The organism is Arthrobacter sp. UYCu512, from assembly GCF_040547075.1.
Lineage (GTDB): Bacteria > Actinomycetota > Actinomycetes > Actinomycetales > Micrococcaceae > Arthrobacter.
Genome location: NZ_JBEPPA010000002.1, coordinates 94,406 through 114,398 on the forward strand (window position 1 = coordinate 94,406; position 19,993 = coordinate 114,398).

18 protein-coding genes are annotated in these 19,993 nt (G+C 66.1%); 7 read left to right on the plus strand and 11 right to left on the minus strand.

Annotated elements, in window-relative coordinates; translation table 11 throughout:
- Window positions 1-237: 237 nt before the first annotated feature.
- From ABIB49_RS02985 to ABIB49_RS02995, 3 genes are all read left to right on the plus strand, one after another.
- Window positions 238-1,038, plus strand: coding sequence for a peptidylprolyl isomerase (locus ABIB49_RS02985; RefSeq protein WP_226775109.1), 801 nt, complete (start codon window positions 238-240; stop codon window positions 1,036-1,038).
- A 61-nt stretch (window positions 1,039-1,099) separates the two neighbouring features.
- A complete protein-coding gene (locus ABIB49_RS02990; RefSeq protein ID WP_282360592.1) occupies window positions 1,100-2,725 on the plus strand; it encodes a DUF349 domain-containing protein in 1,626 nt (541 codons plus the stop codon).
- Window positions 2,726-2,994: 269 nt separating this feature from the next.
- Entirely contained in the window at window positions 2,995-3,507 is a 513-nt protein-coding gene (locus ABIB49_RS02995) for a type IV toxin-antitoxin system AbiEi family antitoxin (protein WP_226775107.1), read from the plus strand.
- Window positions 3,508-3,553: 46 nt separating this feature from the next.
- Here the strand turns inward: ABIB49_RS02995 and ABIB49_RS03000 are convergent, their stop codons facing one another.
- From ABIB49_RS03000 to pdxT, 9 genes are all read right to left on the minus strand, one after another.
- Window positions 3,554-5,947: a RelA/SpoT family protein gene (locus ABIB49_RS03000; RefSeq protein WP_256446872.1), complete on the minus strand. Its 2,394-nt coding sequence runs from the start codon at window positions 5,945-5,947 to the stop codon at window positions 3,554-3,556.
- 173 nt (window positions 5,948-6,120) lie between these two features.
- Window positions 6,121-7,143, minus strand: a complete 1,023-nt coding sequence (gene secF, locus ABIB49_RS03005) for a protein translocase subunit SecF (RefSeq protein ID WP_226775105.1) — start codon at window positions 7,141-7,143, stop codon at window positions 6,121-6,123.
- A complete protein-coding gene (secD, locus tag ABIB49_RS03010) occupies window positions 7,144-8,904 on the minus strand; it encodes a protein translocase subunit SecD (protein ID WP_226775104.1) in 1,761 nt (586 codons plus the stop codon). It abuts the gene before it with no gap.
- 106 nt (window positions 8,905-9,010) lie between these two features.
- Window positions 9,011-9,418 carry a preprotein translocase subunit YajC gene (gene yajC, locus ABIB49_RS03015; RefSeq protein WP_226775103.1) on the minus strand — a complete coding sequence of 136 codons (408 nt, stop codon included), beginning with the start codon at window positions 9,416-9,418 and terminating at the stop codon, window positions 9,011-9,013.
- Between the two features lie 189 nt (window positions 9,419-9,607).
- Window positions 9,608-10,717 (minus strand): Holliday junction branch migration DNA helicase RuvB, encoded by a 1,110-nt coding sequence (ruvB, locus tag ABIB49_RS03020; RefSeq protein ID WP_226775102.1) that lies wholly within the window; start codon window positions 10,715-10,717, stop codon window positions 9,608-9,610.
- Window positions 10,710-11,357 (minus strand): Holliday junction branch migration protein RuvA, encoded by a 648-nt coding sequence (gene ruvA, locus ABIB49_RS03025; protein ID WP_226775101.1) that lies wholly within the window; start codon window positions 11,355-11,357, stop codon window positions 10,710-10,712. The genes ruvB and ruvA overlap by 8 nt, the downstream gene beginning before the upstream one ends.
- A gap of 92 nt (window positions 11,358-11,449) precedes the next feature.
- Entirely contained in the window at window positions 11,450-12,028 is a 579-nt protein-coding gene (gene ruvC / locus ABIB49_RS03030; protein WP_226775100.1) for a crossover junction endodeoxyribonuclease RuvC, read from the minus strand.
- Window positions 12,025-12,780: a YebC/PmpR family DNA-binding transcriptional regulator gene (locus tag ABIB49_RS03035; RefSeq protein WP_226775099.1), complete on the minus strand. Its 756-nt coding sequence runs from the start codon at window positions 12,778-12,780 to the stop codon at window positions 12,025-12,027. Before ABIB49_RS03035 ends, ruvC begins: the two co-directional genes overlap by 4 nt.
- A gap of 3 nt (window positions 12,781-12,783) precedes the next feature.
- Window positions 12,784-13,485: a pyridoxal 5'-phosphate synthase glutaminase subunit PdxT gene (gene pdxT / locus ABIB49_RS03040; protein WP_354156665.1), complete on the minus strand. Its 702-nt coding sequence runs from the start codon at window positions 13,483-13,485 to the stop codon at window positions 12,784-12,786.
- A gap of 81 nt (window positions 13,486-13,566) precedes the next feature.
- On the opposite strand from pdxT, the gene ABIB49_RS03045 reads away from it, so the two are divergent.
- From ABIB49_RS03045 to ABIB49_RS03060, 4 genes are all read left to right on the plus strand, one after another.
- Complete coding sequence (locus ABIB49_RS03045) at window positions 13,567-14,916, plus strand: Mur ligase family protein (RefSeq protein ID WP_226775097.1); 1,350 nt, start codon at window positions 13,567-13,569, stop codon at window positions 14,914-14,916.
- Entirely contained in the window at window positions 14,913-15,635 is a 723-nt protein-coding gene (locus tag ABIB49_RS03050; RefSeq protein ID WP_226775096.1) for a type 1 glutamine amidotransferase, read from the plus strand. Before ABIB49_RS03045 ends, ABIB49_RS03050 begins: the two co-directional genes overlap by 4 nt.
- A 96-nt stretch (window positions 15,636-15,731) precedes the next feature.
- Window positions 15,732-16,832 (plus strand): glycosyltransferase family 4 protein, encoded by a 1,101-nt coding sequence (locus ABIB49_RS03055; protein ID WP_282360582.1) that lies wholly within the window; start codon window positions 15,732-15,734, stop codon window positions 16,830-16,832.
- On the plus strand, window positions 16,829-17,674 hold the full coding sequence (locus tag ABIB49_RS03060) for a class I SAM-dependent methyltransferase (protein WP_354156666.1): 846 nt from the start codon (window positions 16,829-16,831) through the stop codon (window positions 17,672-17,674). Before ABIB49_RS03055 ends, ABIB49_RS03060 begins: the two co-directional genes overlap by 4 nt.
- A 51-nt stretch (window positions 17,675-17,725) precedes the next feature.
- Here ABIB49_RS03060 and ABIB49_RS03065 read toward each other — a convergent pair whose 3' ends face one another.
- Complete coding sequence (locus ABIB49_RS03065) at window positions 17,726-18,562, minus strand: alpha/beta fold hydrolase (RefSeq protein WP_282360579.1); 837 nt, start codon at window positions 18,560-18,562, stop codon at window positions 17,726-17,728.
- Window positions 18,563-18,682: 120 nt separating this feature from the next.
- Window positions 18,683-19,951: a CapA family protein gene (locus ABIB49_RS03070; RefSeq protein WP_354156667.1), complete on the minus strand. Its 1,269-nt coding sequence runs from the start codon at window positions 19,949-19,951 to the stop codon at window positions 18,683-18,685.
- Window positions 19,952-19,993: the final 42 nt, after the last annotated feature.

Consider the following 19,993-nt stretch of genomic DNA (forward strand, 5'->3'; position numbering starts at 1 on the left):
ATAACCGGCCGAGGTGTTCTGCGCCGCGGTGGGGCTGAAACGGGCGTCCGAAACGGGGATCAGATGGGCGGCAGACAGGCCGGTCATGCATAAACTGTGTGCGGCAGTCAGTTTATGCTTTCCGCGCCCGCATCTTCTAATGCGGCGGTAAACGGCGCGATTGCCTGCAGTTTTACCGTTGAACCCGCGCAGCGCCACGGCGCCTGCGCAGGTTCGGCCCTAAACCCAGGAGGACTTTTGGCGGCCAGTTCACGGAGCGCCCGCGAAGCGAAGCGGCGCGTCCAGCAGATGGAGGCAAAGCGCGAGCTGCGCAAGGAGCAGGACAAACGGCGCAAGCGCGACAACGTACTTGCCGTCGGCGCCGGAGTCGCCGCGCTCGTCGTTGCACTGGTCCTGCAGCTGACAGTTTTCGCCGCCAATCCCAGTGAGGACGAATACGCCGCAGCCCAGGCCGGACTTACCACCCCGTCCGCCACGCCGTCGGCCTCCGCCGGTAATGCCGACAACATCCCCAAGCCTGAAACAGCGGCCGGCCAGACGTTCACCGGCGAACTGAAGCTCAACAGCGGCACCCTGGGCATCGAGCTGGACGGCACCAAGGCGCCCCAGGCAGCCGCCGTCTTCAAGTCCCTCGCGGACCAGAACTTCTATTCCGGGCTGAGCTGCCACCGGCTCACCACTGGCGAAACGTTCGGCGTCCTGCAGTGCGGGTCCAAAGCCGGCGACGGAAGCGGCGACGCCAACTACACGTGGGGCCCGCTGGAAAACACGCCGCAGGACAACACCTACCCTGCCGGAACCATTGCCGTGGCCAGGACCGGTGGAAACGCCTACGGCAACGGCACGCAGTTTTTCATCGTGTACAAGGACACCGTCATTCCCGCCGATGCCGCGGGCGGATACTCCGTGGTCGGGAAACTGACCTCGGGCCTGGATGTTGTGACCACAATCGCGGCCGCCGGACTAAAACCAGGTGACAGCCCCACAGACGGCGCCCCGGCGGAACCAGTCACGATAGACTCGTTCTCTCTGAAGTAACCAGCCGTCGCCCTCGTGGCACCGGCCCCGGTATTTCCCTCCAAGCGAAAGACTTCTAGCGGTGACAGACAGTCAGAAATCCGACGAAACAGTGTCAGCAGCAGCTGCCAACGAAACGCAGGCCGGAGCTGGGTTCGCAGAACCAGCCACAGGCCCGGGCACGGCGCAGGCAGATGCCACAACCCCGGCTACGGTGACGGAGACGGCACCAGAGGCGCAGGCCGCCGCGGCTGTCGCCGCAACGGGGGCTCCCGCTTCCACCCACGCCGGCGAAGCCGCACCCGCCGCCGCCGAAGCCGCGGATACCGCCTCTGAGCCCGCGGCTCCCCCGGCCCCGCGCCCCGCTCCGTCACCGGCAGCGTTTGCGGCACGGCCGAAGGCGAAACCCGCACCGGCAGCACCGGCAGCACCGGCTACCGTTTCCTCCGCTGCTTCACTGGCCGAGGCCGCACGATGGGGCCGGGTCGAAGGCGACGGCCACGTGTTCCTGACCCTCGACGGTGCCGAGCACCCTGTCGGGCAGTACCCGGACGTCAGCGACGACGAGGCACTGGGTTACTTCGCCCGCAAGTACGATGACGTCGTCGCGCAGATTGTCCTGCTGGAACAGCGGGTCAGCTCCAAGGCACCCACCACGGACATGCACAAGACCGTGGCCCACCTGCGCGAGCAACTCGCCGGGCGCAACATGGTGGGCGACCTTCGCTCCGCCGAGTCCCGTCTGGACGCCCTGGCCACGCAGATCTCCGAGCTCGAAAAGTCCGAGAAGGCAGAACACGATGCCGTCCGCGCTGCCGAGTTGGCCGCCCGCGAAGCCATCGTCGCCGAGGCTGAAGAGATTGCCGGCCACGACCCGGCCCAGATCCAGTGGAAGACATCCAGCGCCCGGATGAACGAACTGTTCGAGGGCTGGAAGACCGCGCAGAAGAGCGGCGTCCGGCTCGGCCGCAGCAATGAGGACACCCTCTGGAAGCGCTTCCGCGCCGCCCGTACCGTCTTTGACCGGCACCGCCGTGCGTATTTCTCCCAGCTGGACAGCACCAACTCGGCAGCCAAGGCCGCTAAGGAGAAGCTGATCACCGAGGCGGAAGCGCTCTCCTCCTCGACCGACTGGGGCTTTGCCGCCGGCGAATACCGCCGCCTGATGGATGATTGGAAGGCATCGCCGCGTGCCAGCCGCAAAGACGACGACGCGCTGTGGGCCCGGTTCCGTGCCGCCCAGGACGTCTTCTTTACGCACCGCCAGGCGGCCAACGATGAGATCGACCAGGAATACGGTGCAAACCTCGTGGTCAAGGAGGCGCTGCTGACGGAAGCCAACGAGCTCCTCCCCATCAAGGACCTCACCGCGGCCAAAAAGGCGCTCCAGTCCATCCGTGACCGTTGGGAAGAGGCCGGCAAAGTCCCCCGCGCCGACATGGCACGCGTCGAAGCCGGGCTGCGGAAGATCGAAGATAGCGTCCGCCACGCCGAGGACGAGAACTGGAAGCGGTCCAACCCGGAGACGAAAGCACGCACCAACAGCGCGCTGACGCAACTTGAATCGGCCATTGCAGGGCTGCGGGAGGACCTGGCCAAGGCGGAGAAGGCCGGCGACGATCGCAAGATTAAGGCCGCCAAGGAAGCGCTCGAGGCCCGCGAGGCTTGGCTGGAACAGCTCGAAAAATCAGCGAGCGAACTCTCCTAGCCCGCAGGCGCCGGACCCCAAGCCCTACGAAGCGGGCCCCGCACCGGTTATCCACATGACCGGTGCGGGGCCTGTTCGCTGATTCCGGGACGGGTCAGGATGGCTGAATGGTCATCGTTCACGGCCCCGCTGCCACGTCCACCCCAGGCTCACTTCTACCGTCACTGTCAACGTTGCGGTCAGGGTCAGCGCCGCTGACGGCTGCACTGTCGCCGCCGGCTGAATTGTATTCCCCCGGAGCGCTCTTCTCCTGGCCCGAACTTCAAGCGATGGCGTTGGACGGCGTGCTGACGCAGCTCTACCAGCGCGGCTACCTGCCGCCGGGGACCCGCCCCACGCCGCGGCTCAGGGCCCGTGCGGCCTCCCTCCTGATAAGCCCGGCCATCCGCACCCGGGTTGTCGCGGGGCGGATGACGGCCGCCTGGATTTACGGCTGCGCCATCGAACCTGACCGTCTTGCCCTGCTCGTCGACACCAAGCGACGGATATCCAGCCTCAGGTCGGCCCGCGGGTGCACACTCCACGAGGTGCGCCTGGGCCCGTTCGACGTCGTGAGCCTGGGTGGTCTGCTGGTCTCCAGCCCGCTGCGGACCGCTGTGGACATCGCCCTGCATGTGGACGCGGAGCGGGCCGTTCCGGCGCTGCGGGCGCTGCTGGCAAACCCAGATCTGGGTTTGCAGACCCGGCTGCTGCTGCGGGCCGTGGAGGCATCGCCCCGGATGCCGCACAAAAAGGAAGCGCTGGCGAAACTCGAACAGCTGCAGCCCCGTCCGGCGCCATAACCCGGCGCCTCCCGGCGCCCGGTTACGGTGTCTCGCCAAACAAGATTCAGCCGCGCCGCCGGCTGCCGGTGGTCCGGTAGACGTCAAAGACCCCGTCGATGCGTCGGACGGCACTGAGCACATGGCTGAGGTATTTCGGGTCGCCCATCTCGAAAGCGAATTTCGAGATGGCTACCCTGTCCGTGGATGTGTGAACGCTCGCGGCCAGGATGTTGACGTGGTTCTCCGACAGGATGCGGGTCACGTCCGAGAGCAGCGACTTGCGGTCAAGGGCTTCAACCTGGATTTCGACCAGGAAAACGCTCGACTGGGTGGGTGCCCAATCAACCTCCACTATCCGGTCTGGCTGCTCCAGCAGCCCACTGACGTTGGTGCAGTCCGTCCGGTGCACTGAAACGCCGGAACCGCGGGTGACGAAGCCCAGGATCGGGTCCGGCGGAACAGGTGTGCAGCAGCGGGCGAGCTTGACCCAGACATCGTCCACGCCGCGTACTACGACGCCTGAATCGGAGTACCGTCCCTTGCTGACTTGCGAGGGGATGGAAACCTCGGTGAGGGCGTCGTCGGGAGTGTCGTTGCCGCCGACGCTTTCCACGAGGCGTTCCATAACGGACTGAGCCGAGGTGTGGCCGTCGCCGACCCCTGCGTACAGACCGGAGATGTCGACATACTTTAAGTCCTCCGCGATCGCGGCGAGGGCGTCATGGGTCATCAGGCGCTGCAACGGCAGGTTTTGCTTGCGCATCGCCTTGGTCAGCATTTCCTTGCCCCGGTCGATCGACTCTTCGCGGCGTTCCTTGCTGAACCACTGACGGATCTTGTTGCGGGCCCGGGCGCTCTTGACGAAATGCTGCCAGTCCTGGCTGGGACCGGCGCCCTCGGCCTTGGACGTGAAGATTTCCACCCAGTCGCCGTGGTTCAGTTCACTGTTCAGCGGGACCAGTTTGCCGTTGACTCGGGCCCCGATGGTCCGGTGGCCCACTTCGGTGTGGACGGCGTAGGCGAAGTCCACGGGTGTGGAACCGGCGGGTAGGGCCATAACCTCGCCCTTGGGGGTAAAAACAAAAACCTCCCGGGCGTTGATTTCAAAACGCAGCGAGTCCAGGAACTCGCCCGGATCGGAGGTTTCCTGCTGCCAGTCCACGAGGGAGCGGAGCCAGCCCATCTCACCCTCGCGGGGGCTTCCCGGCCCGGCAGCGGTGCGGTTCGGCTGATCCTTATACTTCCAGTGTGCCGCAACGCCGTATTCAGCGCGGCGGTGCATTTCGTGCGTGCGGATCTGGATCTCCACGGGTTTGCCGCCGGGGCCGATGACGGTGGTGTGCAGCGACTGGTACATGTTGAACTTGGGCATCGCGATATAGTCCTTGAACCGCCCGGGGAGGGGGTTCCAGCGTGAGTGCATGGCGCCGAGGGCCGCGTAACAGTCCCGGACCGAGTCGACCAGCACCCGGACGCCCATCAGGTCGTTGATGTCGTCGAAATCTTTGTCCCGAACAATCATCTTCTGGTAAATCGAGTAGTAATGCTTGGGCCGGCCGCTGATAGTGGCCTTAATTTTCGCTTCGCGCAGGTCCTCGGTGATCTGGTTCCGGATCACCGAGAGGTTCTTTTCGCGTTCGGGGGTCCGGTCCCCCACCATACGCACGATTTCCTCGTAGACCTTCGGATACAGCGCCGCAAAGGAGAGGTCTTCAAGTTCCCATTTGATGGTATTCATGCCCAGCCGGTGTGCCAGCGGAGCGAAGATTTCCAGTGTTTCCCGGGCCTTGCGCGCCGACGACTCGGCCGACACGAAGCGCCAGGTCCTGGCGTTGTGCAGCCGGTCGGCCAGCTTGATCATCAGAACCCGGATGTCCTTGGCCATGGCGACGACCATTTTGCGAACGGTTTCAGACTGGGCGGCCTCGCCGAAGCTGACCTTGTCCAGCTTGGTGACCCCGTCGACCAGCATGGCCACTTCCGGCCCGAATTCGGCTTTCAGGTCCTCCAGGGAGTACGAGGTGTCCTCGACCGTGTCGTGCAGGAGAGCCGCCGCCAGGGTGGTTCCGGTGAGCCCCAGTTCGGCCAGGATGGTGGCCACCGCCACGGGGTGGGTGATGTACGGGTCGCCGCTCTTGCGCTTCTGCCCGCGGTGGCAGCTCTCCGCCACCACAAAGGCACGCTGAATCAGCTCAAAGTCCTCTTTGGGGTTATTGGCCCGCACTGTGCGCAGGAGCGGCTCCAGGATGGGCGAATAGGCAGGTGCACCGCGGCCGGTCAGGCGCGCCAGCCGGGAGCGGGTGCGCTCACGGCGGCCGGGGAAGGTCTGGCGGGCCCCCGAACTGTCGACCGGGACGGGCGGATCAGCGCGTCCCGGAGCCACCACGCCAGTCTGCGAACCCTGGCCTGCAGCCTCATCCGCCTGTGCTGTTGGCACCGGCGTCGAACGTTCTTCCAATGGAGCACCTCTCCGAACCCGTTAATTCTTCCAGTCTATTCCCGCAGCAGGATACTTCGATAACCGTCGACGATACGGCGACGGGCCGGAGAGCACCACGAATGGCGTTCTCCGGCCCGAAGGTCTGCGGAAGCAAATACCCCGGCGGACCGGGTCCGGCAGGACAGCTGCGGCTAGGCCGTCGCGGGAGCTTCTGCGGTTTCCGCCTTGGCGGCAGCCTGCGCCCGGCGCTGCTGCACCCGTGCGGCCTGCTTGACCAACTCCCGTTCGCCCTGCCGCAGCCAGGCGTAGAGGGGCGCGGCGATAAATATGGTGGCCGCCGTGCCGATCAGGATGCCGACAAAAAGAGCCAGTGAGAGGTCCCGCAAGGTTCCGGCGCCGAGCAGGCCAGCGCCGATGAATAGGATCGCCCCCACCGGAAGGATGGCAACCATCATGGTGTTGATGGAGCGCACCAAGGTCTGGTTGACAGCCAGGTTGACCTCCTCGCCAAACGTCCGGCGGGTGGACGCCTGCAGGTCCGCGGTGTTCTCGCGGATCTTGTCGAAGACCACCACAGTGTCGTACAGCGAGTAGCTCAGCACGGTGAGGAACCCAATGATGGCCGACGGCGTGACCTCGAAATCGCTGAGGGCGTACACGCCGGCGGTGATGAACATCGTCACCAGCATGCCCACGAGGGCCGAGAGCGACATCTTCCAGGTCCGGAAGTAGAGCGCCATCAGCACCGCGGCGAGCCCGACGAAGATCGCCAGGCCCAAAAGGGCCTGTTTTGTAACGTCAGCACCCCAGGTCGGCCCGACAAAGGTCGAGGTGACCTCATTGTCGGTGACGCCGTAGGCCGTGGTGAGTCCGTCCTTGATCCGCAGTGTCTCGTCGTCGGTGAGCTTGTCCGTTTGGATCCGCATCGTGGTGCCGGCAACATTGGCGACCCGCGGGACGCTTCCGGAGACAACGTCCTTCACGGCTTTCTCGCCGAGGGCAGGGTCCGTGGTCTTGACGTTGGAGACGGTGAATTCCGAGCCGCCCCTGAACTCGATGCCGAGGTTGAAGCCACCCTTGGCGACCGGCAGCAGGATCGAGAGCGCAACCAGGACGGCTGCAATCAGGAACCAGATTTTCTTGGAATCGACAAAGTCGTACGAGCGCTTGCCCGTGTAGAGCTCATTGCCGAAATTGGCGAAGCTGGTGGCCATTTAGTTGCCCTCCTTGGACGCGTTCTTGGAGGAACCGGCAAGCTGTTCCTGGCGTTCCGCGAGCCGTCGTTCCGCAATGGTCATCCGGCGTTCGGCCTCGGCCGCGGCGCCGGTGTTCTTGGCGCGAAGCGCAACGGCGGGCTTGTCATCCGGGGTGCGGATCCGGCCCGCCCCGCGGTACAGCGGGATGGCGCCGAGCCGCTTCGGGTCCAGGCCGGAGAACCGGTGGCCTTCGCCGAAGAACTTGGTGCCCGAGAGCAGCTGAAGCGTCGGGTGCGTGAACATAAATACAACGATGAGGTCAGCGATGGCAGTCAGGCCAAGCGTAAACGCGAAGCCGCGGACGTTGCCCACAGCCACGAAGTACAGCACCAGCGCGGCCAGCAGGTTCACCGCCTTGGATGCGAGCACTGTGCGCTTGGCGCGCTTCCAGCCGTTCTGGACTGCCGAAACGAGTCCGCGGCCTTCCCGGAGCTCGTCCCGGATGCGTTCGAAGTAGACGATGAAGGAGTCAGCTGTCTGTCCGATTGCCACAATCAGACCGGCCACACCGGCAAGCGAGAGCCGGTAGTTTTCCGTCCAGCCAAGGATCGCTATGGCCAGGTAGGTCAGGGCACCGGCAACAACCAGGGACGCCACGGTGACCAGGCCCAAGGCCCGGTACTGGAACAGCGAGTAGACGACCACCAGCAACAGGCCGATCAGGCCCGCCAACATGCCCATCCGCAGCTGCTCACCACCCAGGGTGGCTGAGATCTGCTGTTCGCTCTGGATTTCGAAGCTGATCGGCAAGGCTCCAAAGCGGAGCTGGTCCGAGAGTGCCTTCGCGGACTGTTCGGTGAACCCACCGGTAATCTGCGGACGGCCGTCCGTGATGGTCGCATTCGCACGCGGCGCGGAGATGACCTGGTCATCGAGCACGATGGCAAACTGTGCCTTCGGATCTGAGCCGCCCTGGGCCTGGCTGGCGACGTTGAACTGATACAGCCGCTCGGTGACTGCCTTGAACTTGGTGGTGCCTTCGTCGTTGAACTGGATGTTCACTGCCCACTCGTTGGTCACCGCACCCTGGGCGCCGCGCTGCAGCTGGAAGGAAGACCCGGCGATGTTTGAGCCCTTGACTTCAACCGGGCCAAGGATGTACTTGATCGCCGGGGAGTTGGCGGAGGCCGGCTCGCAGGTTACCAGCGGTTTGGTCGGGTCGGAGCGTTCCTGCTTGTCCTGCGACGGGTTGTCGCAGTTGAGCAACTCGAACTTCTTGTAGACCTCCGGGGTAACCCAGTTAATGTCGCTGCCGTTGGTGGGCTCGGCGGTGGGCTTGGGCAGCTGGTCTTCTGGAGTCAAGGACTCCGTGGGGACGGCTGCGCCCGGACCGGCTTGGAGGACGGGGCGGAAATTCATGTCGGCGGACGCCTGGATCAGGGCGCGGGTTTCCTTGGCGGGTGTGCCCGGCAGGCTGACGACGACGTTCCGGCCCGACTGCGTGCTGATTTCCGCTTCCGCGACACCGGAGCCGTCCACACGCTGGCGGATGATCGCCACGGCCTGATTGAGCTGCTCTTCATTGATGCCTGAACCGCCTTCAACCTTGGGCGCCAGGATCATCTGGGTGCCGCCTTCAAGGTCCAGGGCGAGCTTGGGTGCCCAGCTCGCCTGGCCGGCCATGGTGCCGCCGGCCAGGACGGCCGTCAGGACGGCGAGGATAACGCCGAGCCAGACCAGCACCCTGAGGGCTGTGTTTTTGGGGCCAGTTCGTGCCATTGTGGATCTTTCTATTGTTTACGGAGGAACCGCCGTGCGGCCCTCACGGGCGCGCTCCGGCGGTGGCCCGCAGCCGTTGCTTCGCGGGATAGCTCAAACAGGCAGACTAGCTGTCTTTTTTGCCTTCGTCGCTGAGGCGGCGCAGGGTTTCCTCAGGCGTCTCATCGCGCGGCGCATCGTTGACAGGAGCGATGCTTTCGGACTTCTCGATCGTCAGCGAAGATGCATCGTTGGGAACCACGGCAGGCTCCTCGGCGGCGAGGACCGGCTCGACGATCTTGGTAACTGCCTGGCGGTGCACCGTGGCGGTGTTCCCCGGGGAGAGTTCGAGCAGCACCTTGTTCTCTGCGTCGTCGATCTCGACGATCCTTCCGAAGAGGCCGAAACTGGTCATAACCTCGACACCCGGGGCGAACTGTGACTGCAGCGTGGCTGCCTGTTCCTTGGTCTTCTTGTTGCGGCGGAACATCATAAAGACGAAGAGTCCGAGCATAACGAAAAGCAGGATGTTCATTGGATCCAAGGGAAAAGTTCCATTCTGTACTTGCGTAGCTGGTTGTACAGCAACGTCCGTTTCGCTCCGGGATAGCTGGCAGGCAATTATGCCGAGCCGACGGCGGCCAGGAACTGGCCGCGCACGGAAACAAAGACCCGAACGTGCCGAGCGTCATACCAGTCTAGAGGGAAAGGCTACGCGCCGCTGCTATTGACGGTTACGGATCCATTCCGGATCGGCATCCTGGCCCGGGCCGGCATCGAAGTCGGCGTCCCCGTCCGCCGGGAAGAGTTCCAGCGGGTCCTGCGCGAAGACGCCGGGCGGCACCGCGAAGCCAAGATGTGTCCAGGCCGGGGCGAGCGCGATCCTGCCCCGCGGGGTCCGGCCCAGCAGGCCCTCGCGGACGAGGTACGGCTCGGCGACGGTTTCCACCGTTTCCGTCTCCTCGCCGACGGCGATAGCCAGGGTGGACAGTCCCACGGGTCCGCCGCCGAACTTGGTGATCAAGGCCTCCAGGACGGCCCGGTCCAGCCGGTCAAGTCCGCGTTTGTCGACTTCGTACATGTCCAGCGCCGCGGACGCGGTCCGGGCATCGATCTGCTCGACCCCGTGCACCAGCGCCCAGTCGCGGACCCGGCGCAGGAGCCGGTTTGCGATGCGGGGCGTACCGCGGGACCGCCCGGCAATTTCGCTGAACCCGGCGGAGTTGACCTTCAGGTCCAGCAGGCCTGCAGAGCGCCGGAGGACGAGTTCCAATTCCGCCACGGAGTAGAACTCGAGGTGTCCGGTGAAGCCGAACCGGTCCCGGAGCGGCCCGGGCAGCAGGCCCGCGCGGGTGGTCGCACCCACCAGGGTGAACGGCGGAAGTTCAATCGGGATGGCGGTAGCTCCGGCTCCCTTGCCGACGACGATGTCGACCCGGAAATCCTCCATAGCCATGTAGAGCATTTCCTCGGCCGGCCGGGACATCCGGTGGATTTCATCAAGGAAAAGGACTTCACCTTCGGAAAGCGAGGACAGGATGGCAGCCAGGTCGCCTGCGTGCTGGATCGCCGGGCCGCTGCTGATTCGCAGCGGTGCGTTCATCTCGGCCGCAATGATCATGGACAGCGTGGTCTTACCCAGGCCGGGAGGACCGGAGAGCAGGACGTGGTCAGCGCTGCGGCCCCGCATGCGGGAGGCTTCCAGGACCAGTGACAGTTGTTTTCGGACCCGGTGCTGGCCCACGAAGTCGTGCAGGTTTTTGGGCCGCAGGGCGGCTTCGATGACCCGCTCCTCCGGCTCCTCTCCGCCGGCGACGACGGACGGCTCAGCCACGGGCACCTGCCCTGTTGCCGGCGCGGGCGCCGTCCTGGCCCAGCCAGCGGAGGGTGGCGCGCAGGATCTCGGCCACGTTGCCCCTGTCGGCCAGTTCGGGTGAATCGGCCAGGGACTTGTCGATGCTGGAGGTGGCATCCTTCTCGGACCAGCCCAGGCTCGTCATGGCCGCGACCACCTGGGGCTTCCAGACCGACTCGGAGCTTGCCGCGGGAGCAGGTGCATCGGCCGCGGTGCCGTGCGGCACCAGCTTGCCGGCCAGTTCCAGCACAATCCGCCCGGCGACCTTGGGGCCAATCCCGGGCACCTTGGTGAAGGCCTTGCCGTCTCCGGAGTGTGCGGCGACTCGGATCGTTTCCGGCTCATGCACGGCCAGGACTGCGAGTGCCAGCCGGGGCCCGACGCCGCTGACGCTGAGCAGGATGTCGAACACAGCCCGTTCGTCGTCGGAAGCGAATCCGAACAGGGTCAGGGAGTCCTCCCGCACGATCAGGGAGGTGAATAGCTTCCCTTCCTCGCCGGCTCGGAGCCTGCTGAGGGTCTGCGGCGTGGCGTTCACACTCATGCCGGCGCCGTTGAGGTCGATCACGGCGGAGGACAGGCCAACGTGCGCTACGGTTCCGCGGAGAAAACTGATCAAAGCCGGGCTCCTGAAAATTCAGCCATACATGAACCGGGAGGACCCGGCTATCCGAACATATCTACGAATACCCTAGCAAGCGCACCGGACATTCAGCGGGTGCGGCGCGCTTTGGCTTCCGCGTCTGCCCAAGCCCGTTGCGCGGGGGTCATGGAGCCGCTGCCGGGCCCGGTGGTGCTGACGGCCGCGCCGCTTCCGGCCCGCCAGGCGTGGGTGATGGCCAACGCAAGGGCGTCGGCGGCGTCGGCCGGCCGCGGCGGGGCGTCAAGGCGGAGGATCTTGGTAACCAGCTTGGTCACGGCATCCTTGTTGGACGTGCCGCTGCCGGTCACGGCGGCTTTGACCTCGGACGGTGTGTGCAGCGCTACCGGGATGCCGCGGCGCGCGGCAGCGGCGATCACCACGCCCGAGGCCTGGGCCACTCCCATCACGGTGCTGACGTTCAGCTGGGAAAAGACGCGCTCAACGGCCAGGACGTGCGGTGTGTACTTGTCCAGCCACTCGTCGATGGAGGTCGCGATGACCAGGAGGCGCTGGTCCAGGCTTTCCTCCGGCGAGGTCCCGACGACGCCGAACGCCACCATTGTGGCCCGGCGGTTCTTCTCAACGTCCACGACGCCGATCCCGCAGCGGGTGAGGCCCGGGTCGACGCCGAGGACGCGAAGCGTCACTCCGCTTCCAGTGCGGCCTGCACTTCGTCGCTGAGGTCGGCGTTGCTGTAGACGTTCTGGACGTCATCGAGTTCTTCGAGGGCATCGACAAGCTTCATGAACTTTTTGGCGGCTTCGAGGTCCAGCGGAACCTGCATGGACGGGACAAACTCGGCCTCGTCGGAATCGTATTCGATCCCCGCGTCCTTGAGGGCATCGCGGATGGCCTGCAGGTCCGTCGGCTCGGAATGGATCTCGAAGCTGTCCGAGTGGTCCTTGACTTCCTCGGCGCCGGCGTCCAAGACGGCCATCAGGACGTCGTCCTCGCTGAGGCCGTTCTTCGGCAGCGAAACGACACCCTTGCGGGAGAAGAGGTAGCTGACCGAACCGGGATCGGCGATGGTTCCGCCGTTGCGGGAAATGGCGAGCCGGACTTCGGAGGCGGCACGGTTTTTGTTGTCGGTCAGGCACTCGATCAGCAGCGCCGAGCCCTGCGGCCCGCGGCATTCGTACATGATCTCGGTGTAGTCCACCACTTCGCCGGTGAGGCCGGCGCCGCGCTTGATGGCACGGTCGATGTTGTCAGCGGGGACCGATGTCTTTTTTGCCTTGGTGACGGCGAGTTCCAGGCCCGGGTTGCCGGCGAGGTCCGGACCGCCCATCCGTGCGGCGACTTCGATGTTCTTGATCAGCTTGGCGAACGACTTGGCCCGGCGGCTGTCGAGGATGGCCTTCTTGTGCTTGGTCGTCGCCCATTTGGAGTGGCCTGACATGCTTTACGCTTCTCCTCTGATCATTCGAATAAACAATTTATGCACACGCTTCTCCCCCGTCACTTCCGGGTGGAAGGAGGTGGCCAGCAGCTTGCCGGAACGCACAGCAACAATTCTAGCCGCCCCGGCCAGCGCCTCGGGATGGGAGGCGCCGGCCGGCTCCACTACGGCGAGGACCTCCACGCCGTCGCCGACGCGTTCCACCCACGGTCCGCGGATAAAAACAGCGTGCACGGGGGCGACGCCGTCGCCGGTGGCACTGAAGCCCAAGCCCTTGAAATCGAGATCCGTTTCGAAGGACTCACGCTGCCGGCCGAAGGCGTTCCGGCGCACCGTGATGTCAAGGCCCCCGAAGGTCTGCTGGGGGTTGCCGGCGAGGTCCTTTGCGGGGTCGGCGATTTCCTCGGCGAGGAGAATCATCCCGGCGCAGGAACCGTAGACCGGCAGCCCGGCCCGGATGCGGGTGCGCAGCGGATCACGCAGACCGAAGGCCCGGGACAGCTTGTCGATGGTTGTCGATTCACCGCCGGGAATGATGAGGCCGTCGAGGCCGTCGAGTTCGGACGCCCGGCGGACGCCGACGCCCGTGGCGCCGGATTCTTCCACCGCGCGCAGGTGTTCGCGGAAGTCGCCCTGAAGGGCCAGGACGCCGATCCGCAGTCCCGAACCCGCGCGGGAAGAGGGGGTAGAAGAGGGGTTGGTCATCCGAACAGCATAGTGGCCTGAACGAACCCGCCGCCGCCGCCCCGCGGGCTTCCATGCCGTCGCTGGGATATATTACAGAGCATGTTTTACTTCAGCATTCCGCTCGGCAAGCTCGTCCGCCGGGTGTCCCGGCTCAGGGGCGGAGGCTCTGCCCTGCCGGGGCTGGTCGTCGAAAAGATCGACCCCGGGTTTATGCGCAGGACGCTGTCCACGCTGCCGCACGGCGTCGCCGTCGTTAGCGGCACCAACGGCAAGACCACCACCACCAAGATGGTGGTCGAACTCCTGGAGAGTCAGGGCCTGAAGGTCTTCACCAACCGCACCGGCAGCAACTTCACCCGCGGCGTGGCCGCTGCGCTGCTCGGCGAGGTGGACTGGCTGGGACGCCTCGACGCGGACGTCGCCGTGCTTGAACTGGACGAGGCGCACGCCGTGCACTTCGTGAACCAGGTGCCGCCGCGCTACTGCCTCCTGCTCAACGTGCTGCGGGATCAGCTGGACCGTTTTGGCGAGATCGACAAGACCGCGCAGCTGCTGCAGCACATCGCCGCCAAAACCACCGGAACCGTCGTGCTGAACCGAGAGGACCCCCGCGTCGCACGGATCGCGGAAACTCTCTCCGCGCAACCGCACGTAACGGGCACGGGAAAAACAGGCACGCACAGCGGCCCCGACGTCCTCTACTTCGGCTTGGATGATTCCCTGCTGAGCACCTTCCCGAACGACGACGAGATGCGGACCGCCCCCGGCAGCCCGGTGCCGCCGGCTCCCGCCAAGCCGCATGCCGACGTTGTGCTTCGCCGGGTGGGCGCGGCGGACGCGGACTTTGAGTACGACGGCGTCACGGCCACAACGGCGATGAAGCTCCGCGGTGTCTACAACATCTTTAACGCCGCGGCCGCGCTGACCCTGGCGCGGGCAATTGCGGTGGGGGTCCCTGTCGCTGGAAAAACGGCCGTCGCGGACAACGAGAGCCTGCTGGCGGCCCTGTCCCGGGTGGCACCGGCCTTCGGCCGCGGAGAAAGCCTCGTCGTCGACGGCCTGCCGCTGGACCTGGTGCTGGTGAAGAACCCCAGCGGCTTCCGCCTCGGGCTGAAGTCGTTTCCTGCTGCGGGGTACGCCACCATGATCGCAATCAATGACAACTATGCCGACGGCCGGGACATGTCCTGGCTCTGGGATGTGGAATTCGACACCCTGAGCGAGGGCGGCGTGGACCAGTTGAGCGGCTCCCGCGCTTACGACATGGCACTCCGGCTGCAGTATAACGACGTCTCTATCGGCGCCGTGAATACCGAGATTGCGCCCGCACTGGCAGCCTTTATCCGCGGGGCCAAAAACAAGCCCAAACGAATCTTCTGCACCTACACGGCGATGCTCGCCATCCGCCGCGAGCTGGCCAAAATCACCACTGTGGAGGTGGTCTCATGAGCAAAGGAACCATCCGGGTCCTCCAGCTGTACCCGCGGGACATGAACATCTACGGCGACTGGGGCAACGCGCTGGTGTTGGCACAGCGGCTGCGCTGGCACGGCTACACGCCGGTATTGCTTGAGTACAACGTCGGCGACGCCTTTCCGGCGGACATCGACCTGGTAGTCGGAGGCGGCGGACAGGACAGCGGACAGCTTGTAATCCAGGACGACCTGCTCTCGCGCGAATCCGCGCTCAAGGAACTGGCCGAGGACGGCACCCCGATGCTGGTGATTTGCGGCCTCTACCAGCTGTTCGGGAAGTTCTTCAAAACCCGGACGGGTTCAATCATCCCGGGAATTGGCATCCTGGACGTGGAAACCCACGGCACCGATGAGCGGCTGATCGGCAACGTGTCGGTGACCTCCCCCGAGTTCGGCACCGTGCTGGGTTATGAGAACCACAGCGGGCAGACCAGCTTGGGCCCGGGCGTCTCGCCGCTGGGAGCCACCGCCAAGGGCACGGGCAACAACAGCAGTTCCGGCCAGGAAGGGGCCCGCTACCGCAACATTGTGGCCAGCTACCTGCACGGCTCACTATTGCCCAAGAACCCGGTCCTGGCAGACTTCCTGATCCGGACCGCCGTCGAGCGCAAATACGGCAGCTTCTCGCCGGGTACCCCGGACGACTCGTACGCCGTCCTGGCCCGCGACCACGCCGCCCGCCGCCCGCGCTGACGGCCAAGGCGCCGTCCGGGCTATCCGGGTAGCATGGGTCTCGCGTGCCGTGACCTGCGGCCCGTCGCTCATCCGTCGCTCGAAATGGAGTCCGCCATGGTTGGAGATCCAGATCCCGGGCTGGTGTTCGCCATCCCGGGCGACCTTTCAGCGCCCACCGGCGGCTACGCCTATGACCGCAGCCTCCTGACGCACCTGCCCGGCTCCGGCATCCGGGTCCAGCACCTCCAACTCCCGGGCCAGTGGCCGTCTCCGACGGCCGCTGACGTTGAACAAACCAGGCGGGTGCTCGCCTCGCTGCGGCGCGGGACCCCGGTTATGGTGGACGGACTCGCGTTCGGTGCGTTCCCAGACACACTGCTTGAGATGCTGGGCGACGGGACCGGCCACCCGCTCCTGGCCCTCGTCCACCATCCACTGGCACTGGAAGCCGGGATCGCGGAAGACGAACGCCGGTTGCTCGCGGCAACCGAGCGCCATGCCCTGGCACGCGCCACGCACGTGATTGCCACCAGCGCGGTGACGGCCCGGACTCTGAGCCGCGACTACGGCGTCCCGGCCGGCAAAATCTCGATCGCCTGTCCGGGGACACCACCGGCACGCCGGGCCGAAGGCTCAGACGGCACACGCGGGGCGGAACTGCTCTGCGTCGGGTCGGTCTCCCCACGCAAGGCCTACGGCGTCCTGGCCCTGGCACTTTCGCAGCTGACTGACCTGGACTGGCATGTCACCATCGCCGGTGAAACTCACCGGGTGCCGGGCGAGCACGCCCGCGTGGCCGCCGCCATCGAGGCCCACGGCCTTGCCGGCCGGGTTACTTTCACCGGTGTCCTGACGGCGGATGAGCTGGCGGCCGCCTACCGCTCCAGCGACCTCTTTGTGATGCCTTCCCTCTATGAGGGCTACGGCATGGCGTTGGCGGAGGCGATGTCCTACGGCCTGCCGATTATCTGCACCACCGGCGGGGCCGCGGCCGAGACGGTGCCGGACGGCGCTGCCGTCAAGGTCCCGCCCGGCGACGCGCCCGCCCTCGGCAATGCCCTCCGACTACTTTTGACCAATCCGCAGCGCCTCGCCGACCTCGGGGAGCGCTCCTGGGCCGCCGGACGGACGCTGCCGTCCTGGTCTGAGACTGCCGGTCGGGTCGCTGGCGCGGTGCGGGCCGTGGCCCGGTTGCTCCCGGAGCACGCGGCATGAGCGGCTTCAGCCCGGAGTGGCTGGACCTGCGCGAACCGGCTGACCACCGGGCCCGGGATTCGGAGCTAGGGCAGCAGCTGTCCGCCTATTTCGCGGCACACACACACGTCAGCGTGGTGGATCTGGGCTGCGGTTCCGGGTCCAATCTGCGGGGCACCGCGAAGTTCCTGCCGGACCACCAGTCCTGGCGGCTGGTGGACTATGACGCGCAGCTGCTGACCTTGGCCCGGCACCGCCTGGTCGACTGGGCGGACGAGAGCCGGTCCGAGGGCGCCCTCCTTCGGCTGCGCAAGGAGAACAAACACATCGACGTCAGCTTCGCCGAGGCCGACCTGACCCGTGACCTGGCGCAGGTGCTGACGCCGGCTCCGGACCTTGTCACGGCCGCAGCACTGTTCGACCTCGTTTCGGAGCCCTGGCTGGAGCTGTTCACGGCCGCCCTCAGCGCGGCCGGGCTGCCGCTCTACACGGTCCTGAGCTACGACGGCCGGCAGGAATGGCAGCCGGCCCACCCGCAGGACGGGCGTGTGCTTCGTGCGTTCAACAGCCATCAGCAGTGGGACAAGGGCTTCGGTCCGTCCACCGGTCCGCGGGCCACGGCTGCGCTGGCGGGACTGCTCGCGATGCACGGTTATGCCGTGCACACCGCCGACTCGCCCTGGCTGCTCGGACCGGAGGATTCGGATCTCCGGCGCGAACTCGCCACCGGCATCGGCGCTGCCGCGTTGGAGACGCGGGAGCTGACCCCGGGGGAAGTCGCCGACTGGCTGGCCGCCCGCCGGGATCCGGGCCAGGCCACGATCGGCCACAGCGATGTTTTCGCCACGCCCCGGCTGGACTGAGCCGGACACTCCGGTACGCCGCGCCGATGGGTTCCCGGACCGCGCCGTCGCTTAGCCAGGTCCTATATAGGCGAGGACGTCCCGGGCTATCCGGCTGCTTGAGGCTGCCCGGAGGTGACCCATGCCCTCGTACCAGATGAGGGTGCAGTCCGGGATAAGTCCGGCCGTCTCGCGCGCAACGTCCTGCGGGAAGAACTGGTCCGAGCCACCGCAAAGCAGCAGCACCGGCCGCCGGATGTGCGGGAGCACGGCCCTGGAATCAAAGCTCACTTCCGCCTCGACTTCGGTCAAGACGTCCGCGAGCGGATAGCCGGCCCCGGTGATGACCAGGCGGCTGATTACCGGTCCGAGCATCCGCCGAAGCCACCAAAGCCGCTCGTTCGGGATCAGATACTCGGCGAAGACCGTTCCGGCGCCGTCCGTGTCCCCGTCCGCAATGGCATGCGCCATCCGGGAGTCGACGTCCTTGCCCCAGTCACTCAGCTCCGCGGCGGTGACCACCATGGCCATGTGGTCGAAGGATTCGGGATGCCGCGCCGCCAGGTACTGGGCGATCATTCCGCCAAACGACTCAGCCACGACAATGTCCACGCGGCCGCCGAATTCCTCGGCTATCAGCCGCGCATAGTCGTCCGCCATGTCGGCTACCCGGTGTTCCGGCGGCATTCCCCGGCGCCGGGTGACAATCCAGACGGAGTACCCGGCCCGGAAAAGTGGGGCGAACTGCCGCCGAAGCATCTGGCGCAGCAGCCCCCGGGGAACCGTGCTCCCCGGGCCACCCTGGATGAAAAGGAGTTTTTTCCCGCCATTGCCCAGGCTCAGGTAGTCCATGCCGTTGGGAAAGGTCCCGTTCCGGGTTTCCCGGTCCGCTATCGGTACTCTGCCCACGAAAGCCTCCTGCCCGGTGGTGAAAGGAACTGCCCCCAGCTCTCGCGTCACCACCACGGTATGCGCCGGTCGGAAGCACGGCAAGACCCCGCGGAGTGGGCGCGGCCGTTCCGCCCGGCGCTACGGCTCCCTCGTGATGAGCAGTTCGTGGGCGCCCGCGGCTGCGGCTCCCATCGACTCGACCACGGTCTGAGTGCGCAGGTGGGTGGCCGCGTCGGCCGCGGCACCGGCGCAGGGGCCCTGCGGTGCGTCGGAGGCAACGGAACACCAGCGGTAGGGGCTGCGGACAATTACCGACGGCGCCCAGGCCAGATCGGAGGCGGTCCACTTGCCGGCGGCGTCCTGGCTGAACTGTGCCCGCACCAGGAGACCTTCATTGTTGACCACGTAGCTCGGTGAGAGTTCGGTGATCCCATTGCCCAGTCCGTACACAATCCACGTCCCCTTGTACTGCTCGATCGGGAGAACCGAGTGCGTGTGGTGACCGTAGATCATGGTGAACTGGCCGCTGTCCGCGAGAGCGTGGGCGACGCTTTGCTGCTCGGCGTTGGGCTCACTGGAGTACTCGTCGCCGGCGTGCATGGCAGCGAGGACGATGTCCGCTCCCAACGCGCGGGCCTTCTTGGCCTTGGCGATCATCACCCCGGGATCGAGCATGTCCACCTGCCAGTCGGCCTCCGGAACTTGCCCGTTCAACCCATAGCTGGCATCGATGACGGCGATTTTGGCCGCAGCGGTTTGCAGGACCATAATTCCCTGCGAGTCCGCTTCGCTCCGGTACGAGCCGGTGTGCTGGAGTCCGGCGGCGTCCATGGCGTCCAGCGTGCGGACCAGGCCGGCCGTGCCCTGGTCGATGTGGTGGTTACTCGCCGTCGTGCAGGCCTGGTAGCCCACCCCCTGGGCAGCCGTAATAATCTGCGGCGGGACGTTGAACGAGGGGTAGGCGGAGAAGGGGCCGGTGGGGCCGGCTACCGGTGTTTCCTGGTGGCAGATCGCCAGGTCACTCTTCTCGATGTATCGGCGCTGGCCTTCCAGCAGCGGTCCGAAGTCCAGGCCCTTCGCACCGGTGGCGAGGGCGTCGGCACGGGCCTGGTCCCACAGCTGGGCATGAACCAGCATGTCGCCGGTCACCAGCACCGAGGCGCAACGGACGGCCCGGCAGGCCGGGCCCTTCCCCGGCGTCGGGATCGGGGCCGGTGACGTCGACGGGCCCCGTACCGGGGTCCCCGCCGATGCAGCACCACTCTCGCTGCTCCCGGCGGCCGCGGAACGCGAGCCGCCGTTTTCCGGTTGGGCGCCGGACCCGCAGGAAGCCAAAGAGGCTACGAGGGACAGGGCTGCGGCAACGGTGATCAGGCGAGCACGCCGAGTCGGGGTAAGGGTACGCATGGCGCCATCCTACGATGACGCCGGGCAAAAAACGCCGGTCCG

Coding starts and splice junctions, on each gene's coding strand:
- ABIB49_RS02995 (WP_226775107.1), top strand. CDS start 2,995: ATGGCGTTGGACGGCGTGCTGACGCAGCTCTACCAGCGCGGCTACCTG.
- secF (WP_226775105.1), bottom strand. CDS start 7,143: ATGGCCACCAGCTTCGCCAATTTCGGCAATGAGCTCTACACGGGCAAG.
- secD (WP_226775104.1), bottom strand. CDS start 8,904: ATGGCACGAACTGGCCCCAAAAACACAGCCCTCAGGGTGCTGGTCTGG.
- yajC (WP_226775103.1), bottom strand. CDS start 9,418: ATGAACATCCTGCTTTTCGTTATGCTCGGACTCTTCGTCTTTATGATG.
- ABIB49_RS03035 (WP_226775099.1), bottom strand. CDS start 12,780: ATGTCAGGCCACTCCAAATGGGCGACGACCAAGCACAAGAAGGCCATC.
- pdxT (WP_354156665.1), bottom strand. CDS start 13,485: ATGACCAACCCCTCTTCTACCCCCTCTTCCCGCGCGGGTTCGGGACTG.
- ABIB49_RS03045 (WP_226775097.1), top strand. CDS start 13,567: ATGTTTTACTTCAGCATTCCGCTCGGCAAGCTCGTCCGCCGGGTGTCC.
- ABIB49_RS03050 (WP_226775096.1), top strand. CDS start 14,913: ATGAGCAAAGGAACCATCCGGGTCCTCCAGCTGTACCCGCGGGACATG.
- ABIB49_RS03055 (WP_282360582.1), top strand. CDS start 15,732: ATGGTTGGAGATCCAGATCCCGGGCTGGTGTTCGCCATCCCGGGCGAC.
- ABIB49_RS03060 (WP_354156666.1), top strand. CDS start 16,829: ATGAGCGGCTTCAGCCCGGAGTGGCTGGACCTGCGCGAACCGGCTGAC.
- ABIB49_RS03070 (WP_354156667.1), bottom strand. CDS start 19,951: ATGCGTACCCTTACCCCGACTCGGCGTGCTCGCCTGATCACCGTTGCC.